This is a genomic window from Pseudomonas azadiae, from assembly GCF_019145355.1.
Classification (GTDB): domain Bacteria; phylum Pseudomonadota; class Gammaproteobacteria; order Pseudomonadales; family Pseudomonadaceae; genus Aquipseudomonas; species Aquipseudomonas azadiae.
On record NZ_JAHSTY010000002.1, the window covers coordinates 1,656,213 to 1,674,649 of the forward strand.

General features: G+C 58.6%; 15 protein-coding genes. 5 read left to right on the forward strand and 10 right to left on the reverse strand.

Going from position 1 to position 18,437, the window contains the following annotated elements; genetic code table 11:
- The first annotated feature begins 126 nt into the window (after window positions 1-126).
- Window positions 127-3,462: a hypothetical protein gene (locus tag KVG91_RS23860; RefSeq protein ID WP_169375391.1), complete on the forward strand. Its 3,336-nt coding sequence runs from the start codon at window positions 127-129 to the stop codon at window positions 3,460-3,462.
- A gap of 84 nt (window positions 3,463-3,546) precedes the next feature.
- The gene (locus KVG91_RS23865) at window positions 3,547-4,872 is read left to right on the forward strand and encodes a YopT-type cysteine protease domain-containing protein (RefSeq protein WP_169375392.1); all 1,326 of its coding nucleotides are present in this window, start codon (window positions 3,547-3,549) and stop codon (window positions 4,870-4,872) included.
- 36 nt (window positions 4,873-4,908) lie between these two features.
- Here the strand turns inward: KVG91_RS23865 and KVG91_RS23870 are convergent, their stop codons facing one another.
- The 5 genes from KVG91_RS23870 to KVG91_RS23890 form a co-directional block, all read right to left on the reverse strand.
- Entirely contained in the window at window positions 4,909-5,286 is a 378-nt protein-coding gene (locus KVG91_RS23870) for a response regulator (protein WP_003217591.1), read from the reverse strand.
- Between the two features lie 78 nt (window positions 5,287-5,364).
- On the reverse strand, window positions 5,365-6,558 hold the full coding sequence (locus KVG91_RS23875; RefSeq protein ID WP_169375393.1) for a hybrid sensor histidine kinase/response regulator: 1,194 nt from the start codon (window positions 6,556-6,558) through the stop codon (window positions 5,365-5,367).
- Window positions 6,552-7,151, reverse strand: a complete 600-nt coding sequence (locus KVG91_RS23880; RefSeq protein ID WP_169375394.1) for a chemotaxis protein CheB — start codon at window positions 7,149-7,151, stop codon at window positions 6,552-6,554. Before KVG91_RS23880 ends, KVG91_RS23875 begins: the two co-directional genes overlap by 7 nt.
- Window positions 7,148-7,978: a CheR family methyltransferase gene (locus KVG91_RS23885; RefSeq protein WP_178115045.1), complete on the reverse strand. Its 831-nt coding sequence runs from the start codon at window positions 7,976-7,978 to the stop codon at window positions 7,148-7,150. Before KVG91_RS23885 ends, KVG91_RS23880 begins: the two co-directional genes overlap by 4 nt.
- Window positions 7,979-7,993: 15 nt before the next feature.
- Window positions 7,994-11,491 (reverse strand): response regulator, encoded by a 3,498-nt coding sequence (locus KVG91_RS23890; protein ID WP_169375395.1) that lies wholly within the window; start codon window positions 11,489-11,491, stop codon window positions 7,994-7,996.
- Between the two features lie 238 nt (window positions 11,492-11,729).
- Here KVG91_RS23890 and KVG91_RS23895 point away from each other — a divergent pair, with 238 nt between their 5' ends.
- Together KVG91_RS23895 and KVG91_RS23900 are read left to right on the forward strand one after the other, a co-directional pair.
- Window positions 11,730-12,089, forward strand: a complete 360-nt coding sequence (locus KVG91_RS23895) for a response regulator (RefSeq protein ID WP_169375396.1) — start codon at window positions 11,730-11,732, stop codon at window positions 12,087-12,089.
- Window positions 12,090-12,234: 145 nt separating this feature from the next.
- Entirely contained in the window at window positions 12,235-13,635 is a 1,401-nt protein-coding gene (locus tag KVG91_RS23900; protein WP_169375397.1) for a DUF1254 domain-containing protein, read from the forward strand.
- Between the two features lie 53 nt (window positions 13,636-13,688).
- Here the strand turns inward: KVG91_RS23900 and KVG91_RS23905 are convergent, their stop codons facing one another.
- Both KVG91_RS23905 and KVG91_RS23910 read right to left on the reverse strand, forming a co-directional pair.
- A complete protein-coding gene (locus KVG91_RS23905; RefSeq protein ID WP_169375398.1) occupies window positions 13,689-14,360 on the reverse strand; it encodes a DUF3313 domain-containing protein in 672 nt (223 codons plus the stop codon).
- A 107-nt stretch (window positions 14,361-14,467) separates the two neighbouring features.
- Window positions 14,468-14,962 (reverse strand): hypothetical protein, encoded by a 495-nt coding sequence (locus tag KVG91_RS23910; RefSeq protein ID WP_169375399.1) that lies wholly within the window; start codon window positions 14,960-14,962, stop codon window positions 14,468-14,470.
- 186 nt (window positions 14,963-15,148) lie between these two features.
- Between KVG91_RS23910 and KVG91_RS23915 the strand changes: the two genes are divergently transcribed.
- Entirely contained in the window at window positions 15,149-15,841 is a 693-nt protein-coding gene (locus tag KVG91_RS23915; protein WP_169375400.1) for an aspartate/glutamate racemase family protein, read from the forward strand.
- Here KVG91_RS23915 and KVG91_RS23920 read toward each other — a convergent pair.
- Genes KVG91_RS23920 through KVG91_RS23930 form a run of 3 tightly spaced genes read right to left on the reverse strand, consistent with a single transcriptional unit; the run spans window position 15,838 to window position 18,400 of the window.
- Window positions 15,838-16,350 (reverse strand): GNAT family N-acetyltransferase, encoded by a 513-nt coding sequence (locus KVG91_RS23920; RefSeq protein WP_169375401.1) that lies wholly within the window; start codon window positions 16,348-16,350, stop codon window positions 15,838-15,840. The genes KVG91_RS23915 and KVG91_RS23920 overlap by 4 nt on opposite strands.
- Window positions 16,351-16,409: 59 nt before the next feature.
- Window positions 16,410-17,129 (reverse strand): HNH endonuclease family protein, encoded by a 720-nt coding sequence (locus KVG91_RS23925; RefSeq protein ID WP_169375402.1) that lies wholly within the window; start codon window positions 17,127-17,129, stop codon window positions 16,410-16,412.
- The gene (locus KVG91_RS23930; RefSeq protein ID WP_169375403.1) at window positions 17,126-18,400 is read right to left on the reverse strand and encodes an AAA family ATPase; all 1,275 of its coding nucleotides are present in this window, start codon (window positions 18,398-18,400) and stop codon (window positions 17,126-17,128) included. Before KVG91_RS23930 ends, KVG91_RS23925 begins: the two co-directional genes overlap by 4 nt.
- Between the last annotated feature and the right edge of the window lie 37 nt (window positions 18,401-18,437).

The window sequence follows — 18,437 nt, forward strand, 5'->3', positions numbered from 1 at the left end:
TTATTCAGCCAATATTGCGCATGGGGATTTTGGAATCAATTGTTTCTGTCAGGTCACGAATGGGTAGCAAACCATCGCAGAAGGACGCTGCGAACCTAGTCGAAAAGCCCGATTGAGACTGCGCTGATGACCCTGTCCGCGAATCGCTTTAACCCGCCGCTTGCTCCTGCTGTCCCGTATGAAAACCCCTCTATCCAGACCTCCCGCCTATCGCTGTCGGCCCCGCAAACCAATCCGCCGCAACAGACGGCAGGCCTTGACGGTGACGATCAGCTGCTTGAGCAGTATGCCCGGCATTTGCGTACTAACAGTGACGCGCCCTGGCTCCTCGGTGGTGATCTGATTGGACCGATTCCGCCTGATTCGACGCTCGGGAAATGGCGCCTGCACCTAGAGACTCTGCTGCAGTCTCCGGATGTCAAGGCCTGGGCGCGGAGCAACAGGATTGACCTTTCAAAAGCGATTGGGTTGTTTGCGGCGCGCGGCAATACCCCAGGTTTTGCTTCGTTCACTGTCAAGCCATTGGCTGGCACAGGCAGCCAGCTAGGTACCGTTAAGTATTTCGGCAGTTTCGTCGGCGATAGAAGCCACACGCTGCCCTTGTCCTGGCCGCTCATCATGCAGGCAGCGGCTGTCCTGGCGAACGGCCAAGCCGTCATATTCGCGCCCAGGGGTGACATGGCGCGAGTCAAGGACGTGGCGGCGTTTTATGGCGAGTCCCTTCCCGCGACCAAGGACGCCACCCTCGAACGTGCTACGCAGCTGGAGAAGCAGAAGGTTTTTGCTGGGCGCGCGCACTTGAACAAAGACGAAGTGTTCGAAACTCAAAAGAGTCAGAGAGGCGATCTCAGTAACCTGAACGCATTTAACAACCAGATCACCCATTCGCTATTGGATGCATTTGTGCCGTTGTACCTCGGTGCTCAGCAGAGAACCCAATTGCAGCCAGGCGCCGCCGGATACTTGGACCCTGATCAGTTCAAGGCCAAGGTAAAAGACGATCTGGAAACGCTTCTGGGTCGCCTCACCCTGCCCATCGACCCGCACTCCTCGTATTATCGGGAGCAGGCGCTGGCGCCTGGCGACAGCGTGAGCCTCAAGCGCTTTATCGAAGACAGCGGTTGGTTGATGCCAACCACCCTTGCAGAATTGCGCAATCTTTATAGCAGCAGCGCCGCCCCTTCCCCCCTGTCGCCACCCTATGGAAATCTGGGGGGCGCCTTGTCCTGGCCAGTTCCTCCAAACCATCAGGAACAACTGGGCAGTTACCAGCCGCTTGCGATGTTGCCGGGGGCCAAATACGGTCTGTTCAGGCAATTGACCAGCAAGCTGGCTCTGGATGCGTCAACGATGGCCCAGCCGCGCAAGGTTATCGAAAGCATTCTCGACTCAGCCGAAGGGCTGCGTGTGGGTAAATCACTGCAAGCCAAATTCGCGGGCATTTCGACCGAGACCAGTGTTGCGGATTGGCTGTTGACGGCGCTGCAATTGTCCTTGGATCAGGAAACCCTGCTGGAGCGTTCCAGCGTTCCCAATCGCAATAAGGTTGCAGGTTTCGACCTGGCAAATCCCGAGCACTATGGCAAACATCCTTCGACGGTGGTCAAAGCGCTGTCCGACCATCTTGAGAGTAAGCAAAAAGCCACTACCGAAATGGCGCCAGTGGCCGCTCACTTACTGTTGTCGCGCCGGGCGCCTGCTTATCTGGTCAAGGACATCCCCGCCGGCCTTACCTACGGGTCCCACTCGTGGGTCAGCCTTGAGGTTGCCGTGGCGCGCCAGGAAGCCAAGGCACCGGGGTCGACTACGCTTATGACCTATGAGCAAGTCATCAACCTTGCTGAGCTGGCGCCCATCACCGTTGAAGACCGGGCGATAGAAGCCTCTGCGCAAAGCGCTGCGCTTAAGGATTGGGGAGTGGCCAACGGTGTTATCACTGCTAACGACAAGGGTGAGTACACGCCGGACCAGATGGCCGGTGTGCGCGCGGCTTTCAACGCCCAACTCGTTGAGTTGGCGCACGGGGCACAAGCCTCCTCCAGTGAGATGCCTACGCGTCGTGCATTGGCACTCCAAGCGTTGAAGAAGCAATTTGGCGAAGGCATCGACTTCGAAAAACGGAACCTTGAAGCGATCATCAAAAATCGAGATGACGTAGGCCCGCAGTCGCTCGTCGATATTTACATGAACGGCGGCGTTCCAGTGGGGCTTCGAGGTTTGCAGTGTACTGACCCCAGCGTGCCCATTCACCGCCTGCAGGTGGTGCACAACTTACCCGATATCAATGAGGCGTTCGCCAAAGCGTTTTCTGCCTATTGCGCCACAATGCACAAAGCGCTGGGCGCACAGGTCAAGCACCTGATCGCTACCCTGCCCTTGGAAGATCGCAAGAATATTGAGTACGGTAAGCTTGCGACCTTCAAACAGGTAAAAGTCAGCACGAATAACTTCGCAGTCACCAGCAGAACCCCCCTGACCAATAGGAGGAGCCTGCTTTTGCGAACCGAACGCCGGGGCGTTGTCACTGTTTATGAGATTAACCTGGAGCACAACACACTGCGCCGGCGTGACGACTTGAAAAACGTGACTCCCGGCGAATTGGTCGAGTACCCGCAGGCAGGTGTATCTTCTTCTGAATACCCAACTGTACGGCCGGCGGGTCACTCTGCAGCGACGATCACTGACCAAGTGCCCTCTGACAACATTCCCAATAGCTTTGCCAGTGCCCGAACCGCCTACATCGCCGACGCACTGCTGACCCATACCGATTTGGCTTCATTTGAAGATCAGGCCAGAGACCAGACCGCCTTCGATACTGAGTTGCCTTGGTACAAACACGCCAGGAAGTTTCTCGCAAACTTTATTCCTTTATATCCGGCGATCAAAAACTTCCAGGCGGGGAATATAGGTGAGGGCATCATAGACTTGGCGTTTGACGTATTCGGTTTCATGGTCGGGCTGGGCGCTGCTGCAAAAGCCGCCAAAGGCATACAAACCGGGACGTCCGCCCTCAACAGGCTGGGCAAACTTACCAAAATATTTGGCCGAACGGCCATCCCTGCGCTCAACCCCTTCGACACCTTTTTCACGCTGGCAGCGCTTCCTCTCAAAGGCCTGAAACAGGGCGCCGTGGGCGGGTACAAGCTGGCGGCCGGCAGCATTGGCAGTTATGACGTACTCAAGGCGGGCAAAACCGCCGACGCCTCCGCTTACGGAACGTTCAAATTCAACAACGACTTCATGGAGGGGCCTGCGGTTTTAAAACAAGGCAAGTGGTACGGCTATAACCCCATCACGCAACAGCCATATGGCTCGCCGCTGAAGAATTTTTTACCTGCGGCACGCATCGAGCTGGATCATTTCGGTAAGTGGGCCCGCGCATCGGACCCCACCATGAGCCTTGATGAGGGCGTCGTCAAAACATGGAAACGCGTTGTGAGTGACCATCGCAACGGCGCATAAAAATCCCAGTTTGAAGACGGCTACACGTTTGGAGACCCGACGATCGTTGGTGGACTTTCCCGTACCTCATCGATTGAAGACGTCATGCGTCTGGCCAGTAAAGAGGGTATGACAGCGCAACAGATAGGCGTGCTCGTGCGACGCTACGATGACATCGCCTACCAGGTCGGCAAGAGCAGTTCCACTCGTTTTATAAACAGCGTAGAGCCACGATTCGGTAACGTAGTGCCTATGCCTCAAGTGGTGTACTTCAGTCAAACAGCGCAATTGTCAGAGGGGCAATGCGCCGCTCTTTCGCGGGCCATGGCAACCGCCATGGCGCACGGCAAGGAAAAAACCTTGATCAGTAACATGTACACCGCCGCAGCCTTTCCTTCTGATCCGGCTTCGCGCAGCTTTATCGAGCGGCTGAGCAAACTTCAGGTTCAAGTAGGTAGCGAAACCAGCTTTCATGCACAGATGCCCATTCGACAGCTGTCCTACCAACACATGGTTAAAGAGCTGGACGCGGCCACCGCATCGAAATCCATCATGATTGACTCGGCGCGACATGCAATGGCGGCGGGCGTGCGAATCGAAGGAGGGCAAAAGTCATTCTATTTTTATGACCCCAACATTGGCGTTGCGACATTCTCCAACGCTGATGCCATGGAAGCGGGCCTGAAAAAAGTCTTTCATGATAAAAAGCTCAAACAGCACTATAAAACCCATAGCACAAAGGCCAATACGCTGGAATTCAAAGTCTTTGATCACGACGACGCCTGGCAGGTCAAAAACAGCGTGCACACCGATGACTTTAAAAAACTCTACGAAGACCCGATTATTCCCTCGCGTGCGCCTCGCAGCCTCTCCCACCTTGAGTTGAAAAAAAACTGGGAGACATTTCATGCCCACCCGGAAAACCAGGGTTTGATCTGCTACATGGCGGCTTTACGCGTAGGACAGGCGGAAAAGACACTCTCCCCCAACGTGTTCGACGCTGTTTTTGCCAAGACGCAAGCCTTGACGACTACCAACTATACGCCCGGTTACCTGGACCTCATGGGAATCAGGCCCGATAACCTGAAAACCACCTTCAATGCCGCCGACATCAAAGAATCCGGGCTTATCAACTTCAAGCACGCCCATGAAGGTGGGGAGTTCGGCCACACGGTTTATATCCAGAAGACCAAAAACAACGAGTTGTTCCTGTGGAATACAAACAATCCGGACCTGGATGTGGCGATGATCAGAAATGGCAACCCACCCCAGATCTACGGTGGGCTGACGGTGTACAACCTGGACAATGCCAACGGTAGAGGCCTTCAAACCTTCCTCGAAGGATTCGACGGAAAGTCAGGCTGGCAATTCGCGTTTACACCGTCAAGCGTGCTCAACGCGAACGTGCAGAAACTTACGCCCCAAGGTTGAGAAATGAGCGGCGCCTGCCGGTAGGCGCCGCATCCTTCAGGCCAGCAAACGCTGGATATGCTCTTGCAGCGTATCCAGGTCGAACGGCTTGGCCAGGATCGGTGCATTGCGCGTGATCGGGCTGTTGCAGTCGAGGATTTCCTGCGGGTAACCGCTGATAAAGATCACTTTCAGTTCCGGTCGCAACTTGATCGCCGGCTCGGCGATCTGCACCCCGGAGATTCCGCCGGGCAGGCGATAGTCGGTGACCATCAGGTCCAGGTGCGGCTTGGTCGCGAGGATTTCGAAGGCCTGCTCCCCATCAATCGCTTTCAATACGCGATAGCCCAGGCCGGCCAGGTACTCACCCAGCACAAACATAATGGATTCGTCGTCCTCGACGATCAGAACGACATCTTGCGCATCTTCACTCATGGGAAGCCTTTGTCCGGTCAATTGCTGCAATTACGACCCTGGGGTCACGCAGAGGTTGCGTCGAGGTGACGATTGATTTCATGTCGACGCTTCGAGCGGCAAACACACCCGGAACAAGGCGCCCTCGCCTATGCGGCTCTCGACCTCGATGGTACCGCCATGGGCGGTAACGATCTGCTCGGAAATAAACAGCCCCAAGCCCAGGCCGGCGGCCACTTGGCTGGCGGAGACGCGCTCGAACTGCTGGAAAATCCGCTTCTGGTTTTCTTCGCTGATCCCAATCCCATGGTCGCGCACTTCCACGCGGGCTTCGCTGTGCTCGCTGTACACGCGCACCTCCACCGGGCTCTTGGCCCCGTAGCGCAGCGCGTTGGTCAGCAAGTTGGTAATCACCTGCTCGATACGGAACTCATCCCAATGGCCTTCCACGGGGCCTTCCACAACCAGTTGCATGGAAGACTCGGCGGCCGCCACCTGAGGTGCGAAGTTCTCCACCAGGTTGCTCACCAGTTGCGCCAGGTCGAAACGCGCGGGGCGTATCGATAATTTGCCGGTGCGGATGCGCGACACGTCGAGCATGTCTTCGATCAAGCGGATCAGGCTCTGGATCTGGCGCTCGTCGCGGTCGACCATGGCGCGCATCTTGTCCAGGGTGAACGCTGCGGCGTTGTCCCGGGCCAGGTGCATCTTGCGCAGTTGGGTCTCCAGAATCAGCCCGTTGAGCGGCGTACGCACTTCATGGGCAACGATCGACATGAAGTCGTCACGCATGCGCACCGCCTGTTCCAGCTCGGCCTGGGTGGACTGCAGGCGCGTGAGCAGCAGCTCCTGCTCGCGACGGCTGCGTTCAAGCGCCTCCACCTGCTGCTTCATCGCCTTGCTTTGGCGATACAGGTCGACAAAAATGTTGACCTTGCTCTTGACCGCATGGATATCCAGCGGTTTGTGCAGGAAGTCCACGGCGCCGCTTTCATAGCCCTTGAAGGCATAGTTGAGTTCGCGGCCGGCGGCGCTGACGAACACGATCGGGATGTTCTTGGTTTTTTCGGTGCCGCGCATCAGCTCGGCCAGTTCGAAACCATTCATGCCGGGCATCTGCACGTCCAGAATCGCCATGGCGAACTCGTGCTCCAGCAACAGGGACAGGGCCTCGTCGGCGCTCAAGGCCTTGAACACCTGGCGGTCCTCGCGCTTGATCAGCGCTTCGAGGGCCAGCAGGTTTTCCGGCAGGTCGTCGACGATCAGCAGTTTGGCCTGGATAGGACTTAACATGGGGAATATTCCAGGGAAGCCAGTAATGAGCCAATCCGGCTCAAGGTAAGAATATGGTCGGGCGTATGCAACGCCAGGGCTGCCAGAGGCATGACCGCGACCCGTGCTTCAGTGGGTTCTTGCACCACCGTGGTGCCACCCTGCTGCTTGACCTGGGCCAGGCCCCGCGCGCCGTCGTGGTTGGCCCCGGTCAGCAGGACCGCCAACAAACCCGCGCCATAGGCATCCGCCGCGGACTCGAACAGATAGTCGATGGACGGCCGCGAGTGGTGCACACGGTCTTCCTGGCTCAGCGAGAGGCTGCGATCGTGCTCCACCGACAGGTGATAGCCGGGCCCGGCAAAATACAGGGTGCCAGGCTTGATCGACTCTTTGTCACGGGCTTCCACCACGGGCAGCGCAAGGCGACGGGCAAACACTTCGGCCAACTGGCTGCGGCGCTCGTCCGGCAAATGCAGCACGGCAATGATCGGCAGGCCGAAACCCTTGGGCAACACGCCGAAAATACTCAGCAACGCCTCGACACCGCCGGCGGACGCGCCGACGACGATGGCTTCAATCCCGCGAATGGGGCTGGATGCAGCGTCGTTCATGATTTTCGGTAGATCCGTTCCTGCTTGACCAAAGGCTCGAATTGCTTGCTGTAGGCGGAAAAATCCAGGGTTTCCTTGCTGCCCAGCACCAGGAAGCCGCGATGGCACAGCGACTCATGAAACAATCCAAACGCTCGATCTTGCAATTTTTTATTGAAGTAAATCAATACGTTACGGCAAGAAATTAATTGAGTTTCTGAGAATACACTGTCCGTCGCCAGGCTGTGATCAGCAAAGGTGACATTCTCGCGCAGCGTCTTATCGAAAATCGCGTAATCGTAAGCAGCTGTGTAGTAGTCGGCAAATGAACGCTGGCCGCCGGCCTGCTGATAGTTGGCGGTGTAGGCCCGCACGTTCTCCAGGGAAAAGATGCCCTGCTTGGCTTTGTCCAGCGACGCCGGGTTGATATCGGTGGCGTAGATGATCGTGCGCTCCAGCAACCCTTCTTCGCGTAGCAGGATAGCCATGGAGTACACCTCCTCGCCCGTGCTGCAGCCGGCGATCCAGATCTTGATCGACGGGTAGGTCTTGAGCAGCGGCACCACTTCCCGGCGGATCGCCAGGAAGTGCGACGGGTCGCGAAACATTTCGCTCACCGGGATCGTCAGGAACTGCAGTAACTGCATGAACGCCGCCGGGTCGTGCAACACACGCTCCTGCAAGGCAGAAATGGTTGCGCAGTCGAACTGGCGCAGGGCGTGGGCCACGCGACGCTTCACCGACGCCCCGGAATAATCCCGGAAATCGTAGCTGTACTTGAGGTAAATCGCCTCGATCAAGAGACGCAGCTCAATGTCGTCGCTTTTTTCCAAGAAACTTTTTTCCAAGAAGCGTTGCTCCACTTAAATGCGTTCCATCTTGGGTAGCCATACGCGAATCAATGAAAACAGACGATCCAGGTCGATCGGCTTGGCCAGGTAATCGTTGGAACCGGCCGCAAGGCAGCGTTCCTGATCGTCCTTCATGGCCTTGGCCGTCACTGCGATGATCGGCAGTTTCTTCCAGCGCGGGTCCTGGCGAATCAGGGCCGTGGCCTCGTAACCGTCCATCTCCGGCATCATCACGTCCATCAGCACCAGATCGATATCCTCGACTTCGTTGAGTTTGTCGATGGCTTCACGCCCGTTACGCCCGATCACCACCACCGCGCCCTTGTGCTCCAAAGCACTGGTCAGGGCGAAGATGTTGCGCACGTCATCGTCCACCAGCAGGATCTTGCGGCCCTCGAACACCTTGTCGCGGCTGCGTGCGGTCTTGAGCATCTTCTGGCGATCATGGGACAGCTGGGATTCGACTTTGTGCAGAAAGAGTGTGACCTCATCCAACAGGCGCTCCGGCGAGCGGGCGCCCTTGATGATGATCGAGCGCGAATACTTGCGCAGCTCGTTTTCTTCATCGCGGGTCAGGTTGCGCCCGGTGTAGACGATGACCGGCGGGAACGAGCAGATGTCCTCGGTGGCCATGCGCTTGAGCAACTCGTTACCGAGCATGTCCGGCAGCTTGAGGTCGATGATCATACAGTCGTAAACGTTGGTGCGCAGCAGGTCCAGGGCGGCCTGGGCGTATCCGACATCGGTGATTTCGATATCCTCGTCACCGATCAAGCGGGCAATGCTGTCACGTTGCAGGTCGTCGTCCTCCACCAGCAGCACACGCTTGACCTTCTGGGTCAGCTTGGCTTCCAGGCGTGCGAACACGTCCTTGAGTTCTTCGCGGGTGGTGGGTTTGACGGCATACCCGATGGCACCCATGTGCATGGCGGCTTCGACGCGGTCTTCCACGGAAATCACATGCACCGGGATGTGGCGGGTATTGGGATGTTCTTTCAGACGTTGCAGCACGGTCAGCCCGGAATGGTCCGGCAGGCGCATGTCCAGCAGGATCGCGTCGGGAATGTAGGCCTCGGCCAGGCTGTAGCCTTCGTCCGCGCCATGGGCCACCAAGCAGTTGTAGCCCAGCTCGTGGGCCAGGTCGAAGAGGATGCGGGCGAAGTTCGGCTCGTCTTCCACCACCAGAATGCAGCGGGTGGTGAATGGGGCCTTGTCGCGGTCATCGGCGAAACGCGGAATTTGCTTGGTCTCGGCCACCGGCAGCGGCGCCACGTTGATCGGTGCCGGCGCGGGCGCTGCCACCACTTGACGCGGCTGCTCGATCGGCGCGGCGTCTTCTTCGCGCTCGACATACTGCTCCGGCAGTACCAGCGTGAACACGCTGCCCCTGCCCGGTTCGCTGGTGACACTGATGTAGCCGCCCAGCAACGTGGCCAGGTCGCGCGAGATCGACAGGCCCAGGCCGGTGCCGCCGTAACGGCGGTTGGTGGTGCCGTCGGCTTGGCGGAAGGCTTCGAAGATGCTTTCCTGCTGGTCCGGCGCAATGCCGATGCCGGAATCGCGCACGGTAAAGGCGATACCTTCCCCCGGTGCGCGCGACACTGACAGGCTGACCTCGCCCTGTTCGGTGAACTTGATCGCGTTGGACAGCAGGTTCTTGAGGATCTGCTCCAGGCGCTGGCGATCGGTAAACAGCATGCCCGGCGCGTCTTCCTGCACCTCGACCTGGAAGGCCAGTTTGCGATCGGCCGCCAGCGGTTCAAACATGCCGCGCAAACCGTCGACCAGCCGCGCCACGCTGGAATTTTCCGGACGCATTTCCAGCTTGCCGGCTTCAACCTTGGAGATATCCAGGATGTCGTTGATCAGGTTGAGCAGGTCATTGCCGGCCGAATAGATCGACTCGGCAAACTTGACCTGTTCGGCGCTGAGGTTGTCCTGCGGGTTCTCGGCCAGCAGCTTGGCCAGGATCAGCGAACTGTTGAGCGGCGTGCGCAGCTCGTGGGACATGTTGGCGAGGAATTCGGACTTGTACTTGCTGGAGCGCTGCAGTTCTTCGGCGCGGTCTTCCAGCTCGAGCTGGGCCTGATTCAGCTCGATGTTCTTGCGATCCATGGCGTCGCGCTGCTCGGCCAGGGTCTCGGTTTGCTCCGCCAGTTGCTCGTTGGTCTGCTCCAGCTCAGCCTGTTGGGTTTCCAGGTGGGCCTGGGACTCTTTGAGGATGCGCGACTGTTCTTCCAGCTCTTCGTTGGCCGTCTTGAGTTCTTCCTGTTGCACTTGCAGCTCTTCGTTAAGCTGTTGGGTCTCGGCCAGCACTTCCTGCAGGCGCTGGCGATAGCGTGCGGCTTCGATGGAAGTGCCGATATTGCCGGCGATCAGCTCCAGCAGCTCTTCGTCACGTTCCTCAAGCGGGCGCAGGAAGCCCAGCTCGATCACACCATTGACGCGATCATCATCCGTGGTAGGCACGACCAGCACGCTGCGGGTATGGCCTTCACCCAAGCCGGAGCTGACCTTGAAGTAATCCACCGGCACGTCGTCGAGGCGAATCAGGCGATCGAGCTGGGCAGACTGGCCGATGATGCCTTCGTCGCTGTAGATCGCCTGCTCCTGCTGTTCCTGCTCACGCGAGAAGCCATAGGTGGCCACGCGCCGCAGGCCGCCGTGTTCTTCACGCACATACAGCGCGGCCACGGCCGAGCCCATGTATTGGGCAAAAAATTGCAGGATGTTGCGCCCCAGCATGTTCAAGGTGAGCTGGCCGAGCACCTGTTCGGCCAGTTCAGTCTGGCCGTTGCGCAGCCAGGCTTGCTGCTCCAGGCGCCGAGCGATCTTCTTTTGGGACGCGAGGTTTGCGCTGTAACTGTCTGACAAGGCAACCAGATTCTTACGACCGATATATGCCAGCAAGCCACTCAGGCCGAGCACAAACACCAGGTACAGGGTGACGCTGATCACGGTGGTGCGGGTGACTTCGGCATTGCGTGTGATGCGGAACTGCTGCTCCATCGCCACCGCGTCGTCGTATTCCTTGCGGATCTCATCGGTCAGACGCTTGCCGCGCCCTGCCTTGACCGCGCTGCGGTAATCGCCGCTGTTGCGCTGCATGTCAATCATCGACTGGGCGTAGTTGTTCCACTCCACCTGCAAGGCTTCCAGGCGCTTGAGACGGTCCACCTGCTGTGGGTTATCCGCCACCAACTCCTGCAGGTTGCGCAGGTCGGCAATGATGCGCGGCTTGGCCACCTCGTAGGGGTCGAGGAAATGCTCATCACCGGTGATCAGGAACCCGCGCATGCCGGTTTCCAGGTCGACGGTCAGCTTCGACGTCTCATTGAGGTTGTTGATCACCCGGTCGGTGTGCTCGACCCATTGGATCACCGACAACAAATAGGTGATCAGGCAGACGAAAAACACCGCACTGAGCACGCCCACACCCAGGGGCAATGCTACGTTTCGGCTCAGTAGGGTACGAAAGCTCTTTTCATCGACGGACGACGCGGGAGTCATGGGCATGCCTTGGCCAAAGGTGGAAAACCCGGGAGTTTGCCCCAAAGTGGCAGGCAAGACCATTTTTCTAGGTCGGTTTTGTACAGATTCCTACAGAGGAACAGGCTATTCTCTCTGGTCTTTCGTATCGCATTGTTTTTGAGTCCGGCGGGAACTTGTCATGAGTGCACGCTTACTCAAGCAAGAGGCCTGTCAGAACGGCCGCCTGTAACCTCGCCTTTTTCGGGAAACCCATACTATGTCCGCAGTCACCTCCACCATCCTTGTCGTCGAAGACGATGCCATCGTGCGCATGCTGATCGTCGATGTTCTGGAGGAGTTGGAATTCAGCGTGCTGGAAGCCGCCGATGCTGAAGAAGCGCTGGCGCAGGTGCGAAACACCGATCAGGTCATTGACCTGATGATGACCGACGTCGGCCTGCCGGACATGGACGGCAAGCAACTGGCAACCCTGGTGCGCGAGCTGCGCCCTTCCCTGCCGATCCTGTTCGCCAGCGGCTATGCCGAAAACATCGATGCGCCGGCCGGTATGCAGGTGATCGCCAAGCCGTTTTCCATCGATCAGTTGCGTGACAAGGTCAAGTCCATGCTGCCTTGACGCAAGCGTCGCTCGAATGCCGCCTGCCTGGGCGGCATTTTTGTGTCAGGTGCGTAGAGATTTACGTGACCTGCGACGCGGAAAACCGGAAACTCTGCGCTTTATCGCCCGCCCCATAAAAGCATTCTTGGAAGGACGCAACATCATGATTGGAAAACCGACGCGCCTGCTGTTGGCGAGCCTCTCGATACTCGTCAGCTCCGGCGCCTGGGCCGACTTCACCGCGACGCCGAGTGAAGCGCGGGCCATTGCCAAGGAAGCCTACCTGTATGGCTTCCCGGTGGTGGAGATGTACAAGACGCTCTACACCCAGGCCGTCGACAAGGGCGGTGCCAACTTCAAGGCGCCGCTGAACCATATCGGCCATGGCGCGCAAACGCTGACCCCGAAAGACACGGCCGTCGCAACACCCAATCCGGACACGTCCCTCTCCTTCGTCTGGATGGACCTGCGCACCGAGCCCCTGGTGCTGACGCTGCCCAAGATAGAAGACAACCGTTATGACTCGGTGCAGTTGATCGACCTCTACACACACAACATCGCGTACCTGGGCACCCGCAGCACCGGCAACAACGGCGGCCATTACATGATCGCCGGGCCCGATTGGAAAGGTCAGCAGCCCGTCGACGTGGACCGGGTGGTCTACAGCGAAAGCACTATCGCCTACGCCCTGTATCGCACCCAGGTGTTTGATGAAAAGGACCTGAGCAAGGTCAAGCAGATCCAGAACGGCTACACCGTGCAGCCGCTGAGCCGCTACGTGAAGCAGGCGCCACCGGCCAGGGCCGCCCGCATCGAATGGCCCAAGCCCACGGCAACCATGAGCGACAGCCCGCAACTGTTCCGCTACCTGAACTTCATGCTCGCCTTCGCGGCGCCCCAGGACAGCGAAAAGGAGTTGATGGCACGGTTCGCCAGGATCGGTATTGCGCCAGGCGCGCCATTCAAGGTCAACCAACTGAGCGCCGAACAACGCAAGGCGCTGGAAGATGGGATCGCGGATGGCCAGGCAGCGTTTGCCGCGTTCAAAAAAGACCGGATTGATACACGCCAGGTCTCCAGCGCGGCGCTGTATGGCAGCCGTGACCGCCTGAAAAACAACTACCTGTATCGTTATGCCGGGGCCAGCCTGGGTCTGTTCGGCGGTTCCAGCGACGAGTTTGCGTCCTTTACCTATGTTGACGACAGCGAGGGCAAACCCGCCAACGGCGCGCGCCATAGCTACACCGTGCATTTCGCCAAGGACCAATTGCCCCCGGCCGATGCGTTCTGGTCCCTGACCCTGTACGACGCCAAGACCCACCAACTGGTGCCCAACCACAAGAAGCGCTACCAGATCAATTCGCGCATGCTCCCCGACCTCAAATGGGACGCCGACGGCGGCCTGACCCTGGCGCTGCAGCATCACGAACCGCCGAAGGCTGAACAGCGCAACTGGCTGCCGGCGCCCCCCGCGCCCTTCTACGCGGTGCTGCGCATGTACCTGCCGGAGCCGCAAGTCAGCAGTGGCCAGTGGCAGCTGCCGCCGTTGACACCGCTCAAGTAGCGCCACCTGGCCGGCGGTTGCCACAGCCCGCCGGCCAGACATGCGTTTAGAGTTCAGCGTTTTTTCAGTTTCAGGTAGGACTGGTGCAAGTCCGCCGCCCAGCCATCGACAACCCCTTTCACATCGTCGGCCCGCATCACTTGCGAGTCGTTGGCCAACGGCTTGCCGGTGCCTTTGCGCACCACTTGGGCCAGCACCTTGCCACTGGCGCCATCGAGGAACTGCGCCTCGGTGCCCAACGTGGTTTCCTGGTCGCGAATGCCTGTACCGGTACTGACCGCCGCGGCCACCAGTGCCACCGGCACAAACTCATAGGGCTTGAGCCCTTCAGTCTTGCTGCTGACTGCCGTGATTGCCGCGCGCACCACGATCACGCCTGGCCCGGGCCCGTCAGCCAGAGGCAGCGACTTGGCCAGTTCGCGCTTGAGCGCGCGGTTGAAGTCATCGTTGATACCACGCAGGGTGCTGTCCGGAATCTTTGCGGTGGCCTGGGGCTCGGGGTAGAACTGCGTCGGTTCGACGTACACCGCGCGGTAGCGGCTCAGGTCGAGCGTGGGATCGACCCAGCGCATCACTTCGGCGCCGGACGGCGACTTGGCTTGCTTGAGTTGACTGTAGTCGGAGAGAAACCCTGAATATTCATCCGGTTGCGTAATCTTGCTGGCGCAGCCCGCCAGCGCAAGCGAGGCGACGCACAGCACGGTCATCATTTGCCCAAGTTTCATCTTTGAACTCCCTGGCAGTCGGCGTTGGAACATTGAGCTCTAGGTATAGCCAATCCCTGGAAAATAGCTCTGTTTCACACGCCGGTTCAGCAGGCAGGCGCAAAGCCTCAGGCGCGTTCGCGCGGAATCAGGCTCTGCAATTGCGAGGCCAGGAAGTTCGCGTCGAAGCCAAAGGTGTCCGGGTCTTTCAGGCCGTTGGTCTTCTTCCACCGCCAGTCGTTTTTATCCGCGGGCAGCACCAGTGAAACGCTGCCGTGGCGTGCCGCGGTCAAGCCCATTACAGACACAGAGATCAAGCCGCCGGCGCCCATCACGTCCGGCACGAACTCCACCGATTTGCCGGTGATCTGCACGGTGAGTTTCTCGGTCTTGAACGGCGATGTCTCCACGGGCACGCTCGGGCCGCTGGCCACGTAGGCTTCACGGTGAACGTCCAGCAGCCCCACGGTCTTCACCGGTTCCAGCCACAGCTCGATCTGCCCGAACAGCTCGCCGAGCTTTTGCGCCCAACGGGCCGACTGCAGGTCAAATTGCTGCTTTTTGTGCGCTTCGCTATCGGCGTAATGACGAAGCATCTCGCCCAGTTGCTGTACATCGTCCATTGCGGGTTCCTTGAGTGAGCCAGAGTGCAAAGCCCGATCATGGCAGATGCGGCGGCTCAGCGTACGGCTTAAAACCTGGGCCAGCCAGGCATCACAAACTGCACCGGTCATTTGGCGGTCAACTGCGTATGACGAATCCGCCGCCGATGGGTAAGGTGAAGCGACTGTCATTGTCAGGAGCATCGCATGCGCACCATCGGCCTTATCGGCGGCATGAGCTGGGAGTCCAGCGCCGAGTACTACCGCATCATCAACCAACGCGTGCGCGACAAGCTTGGCCCGCTGCGTTCGGCGCAACTGTTGATGTACAGCGTGGATTTCGGTCCGGTGGAGCAGGCTCAACACGCCGGTCGCTGGGATGACGCCGCGCGGATCCTCGAAGCGGCCGCACGTCGTTTGCAGGCCGGTGGTGCCGAGTGCGTAGTGCTGTGTACCAACACCATGCACTTGGTCGCGCCGCGTATCGAAGCAGCGGTGTCGATTCCATTTCTGCATATTGCCGATGCCGCCGGCGCGGCTGCGGTGCAGGCCGGCACGCTCACGGTCGGCCTGCTTGGCACCGCGTTTACCATGGAGCAGGACTTCCTCAAAGCGCGCCTGGCGGCACAGGGCCTGACCGTGCTGGTGCCTGAGGCGCCGGAGCGCCAGGCCGTGCACCGGATCATCTATGAAGAGTTGTGTGTCGGCGTGATCAGCGATGCCTCACGCAAGGTATACCAGGGCGTGATCCAATCCCTGGCCGCACGTGGCGCCCAGGCGATCATCCTTGGCTGCACGGAAATCAGCCTGCTGATCAAACCCGAACACAGCGACCTGCCGCTGCTGGACACCACTGAGCTGCATGCGCAGGCTGCGGTGGCGTTTGCGTTGCAGGACTAAGCCGGCATGCGCAGGCGCGCCATGCTCAGGGTGTCGACAAACCGGCCGTCACGCACGGCGTAATCGCGCAGCACGCCTTCGACCTCGAAGCCGAACTTGCGATACAGCGCCTGCGCCGCCTGGTTGTCGGCGTACACCGTGAGTTCCACCCGGTGCAGGTTCATCCAATTGTCAGCCACCTCCAGCGCGGCCGTCAGCAAGCGGGAACCGACGCCCTTGCCCTGCCACGCCGTCGCCACACCCATGCCGAACGAACCGACATGGGCCTGGCGCACGCGCAGGTACTGTTCCAGGCCAAGCTGGCCGATCACTTCATCGCCGTGCACAGCCACCAGCTGCAGCCGTCGCTCATTGTCCATCACCAGGCGCTTGCGCCACGCCGCGGCGGACTGGAAAGGCATTTGCAGCACCTGACGGCACACGGCCGGCTCGTTATAGAGCGCAGTGACGCCTTCAAGGTGGGCTTCGGTGAAGCGCTGGATGACGATAGCGGGTTCTGGCGGGTGCATTGTGTTTCGTCCTTTGAAAACAAGTGGCCGGGCAGTTTCGCGGGTTTTACGGGCAACCTTCAAGTCCTTAGCTGGCCACGGACGCGCGCAGCGCGTCTTTCAAGACGCATTGCATGGAGCTCGGCTTGCTGCTTAAGCGCCTGACAGTACTCGGGAAGGCAATGCTGAGCATCGGGTGTATCCACTTCGTCAGCCAGGCGCCGAGCAGTTGCAGCGGATATAGGGGTACCGCGCGGCTTCAACCGGCCCTTGATAACAGCAGCCCTGTCGTTGACCAACGTAGGATGGTTGAGTTTAAGAACGTCGATAGTGATGATGGCTTCAGGCGTCAGACCTTCTACATAGCCATCGCTGGAATATCTGAAGTGGCGCTCGATATTGACTGTCAGGGGCGAAACAAAAGGCTTTCGGGCCGAGTCGTAGTCATCTTTTTGCACGGCGCCATAAGCGCAAGCAATGCCGGTTTGACTGGATGGGTAACACGCCACCAAGTTGGCGTAGGCAATGCTCTGGGCCTTGTAATGCTTTTGTGGGAGTACATGCTCAATGTGGCAACTGAATTGTGTGCCCTGCCCCCTTGACTGGCATTCGGCGGCTGTCGGTAAGCGCCTTAATGTATAAGCACATAGATGAAATTGCTCTTTTAGAAGAGACTGCCGCACCGGCTCACTCGGAAAGCTGCTGCCCTTACCGTAGAAAAGATTGTGCTGCGTCTCGCGGTTTTCCCTTCGCCATTCAATCAACGCCCTTGGTTCGGCACCCTTTTTGATAGACCTCACGCTCCGCCCTCTTCTAGCGACCTTAGAGAGTCTATATTTGCTTGGGCTTCAAGCACGTCAGGGATTCTTCCAACCTGTTCGCGCAACTGTGCAAGGTCAGCTTGGGCAGACTCAAGATTGTCAGCGTCAAGGTCGCGATGGATTTTCCGAAGTTGTTGGCTGACGTACTGGTTCTGGGCCAGGCCGCCCATCAGCTCCTCGATAACCTCACCACTGCGAAGGCCCAAGGCCCGTTCCGGATGACCTAGATATTGGCCGTCTTTGAGTAGCATCACGGATTCAGCAGGTAACTCTCCCAATATCTGCGGAGAGTGAGTCGTAATGATGAATTGGCAGTTGGGGAATGTTTTTTCCAGATTGGCGACAACAGTTCGCTGCCAACCTGGATGCAGGTGGAGGTCCAGTTCGTCGATAAGGACAACGCCCCTTCCTTCCAATGGGTCGAGTACCTCGCAGTTAAGCAATGTCAGCCTGCGGGCTAGGTCTCCGACCAGTGCCAACAGACATTTCTCTCCATCCGAAAGTTGCAGCACGTTGAATTCGAGTCCGCCTTTTAGAACCGTCATTCGCAGCGCAGGCTTGCGGCGAATGCGGACATCTCTAAAGCCAGTAAAGGTTTCGATTGCCCGGCGAACAACCGAAAGCGCGGGATCTCGATAGCCAGGAGTATCCCGGCTATTTTCATTTTCCAGATCTTCTTGATTGCGGAACCAAATAAAGAACCGTTTGAAGTCCGCACCGCCATGTCCGAGCGCGTCGTCATAACCCTCAGCAATAGCATTCACCAGGCGTTCGCGGACCCGTAGCGGCACGTCCAGCACAGCTCGGTGAACATCGTAGTAAACCGCCAAGGGCAGCTCGATCGGCCCACCACCCTCAAATTCGTGCTGAGTGATGCCGTATTCAACACCATCGGCAGCATCATTCAATCGAGACAACTCGCTGCTGCGCTCACGTGGATGTTTGCCAGCCTTGCGATTCAGCGCAATCGCCCAGTCTACGGCGTAGTTTTCAAACAATTGTGTATCGACGTGCAAGCGTGTGAATTCGGCCCCAACTCTGATGTCATCTTTCGCGATTGTCCTTGACTTAGAGGGTTGACCAACCATACGGGCGGTCAAATTCGAAAGCGTAATCGCCAACGCATCCAGAATCGAAGACTTGCCCACGCCATTGACGCCCACCAAAGCGACAGTCTGCTTACCCTCGAAATCGAGTTCCATTTTCTCGATGCCGCGGAAATTGACGAGGGTAAAACGCTTGATCTGCATGATCGGCTTCCAACGTGCCCGGCCAGGTCAGCCAGTC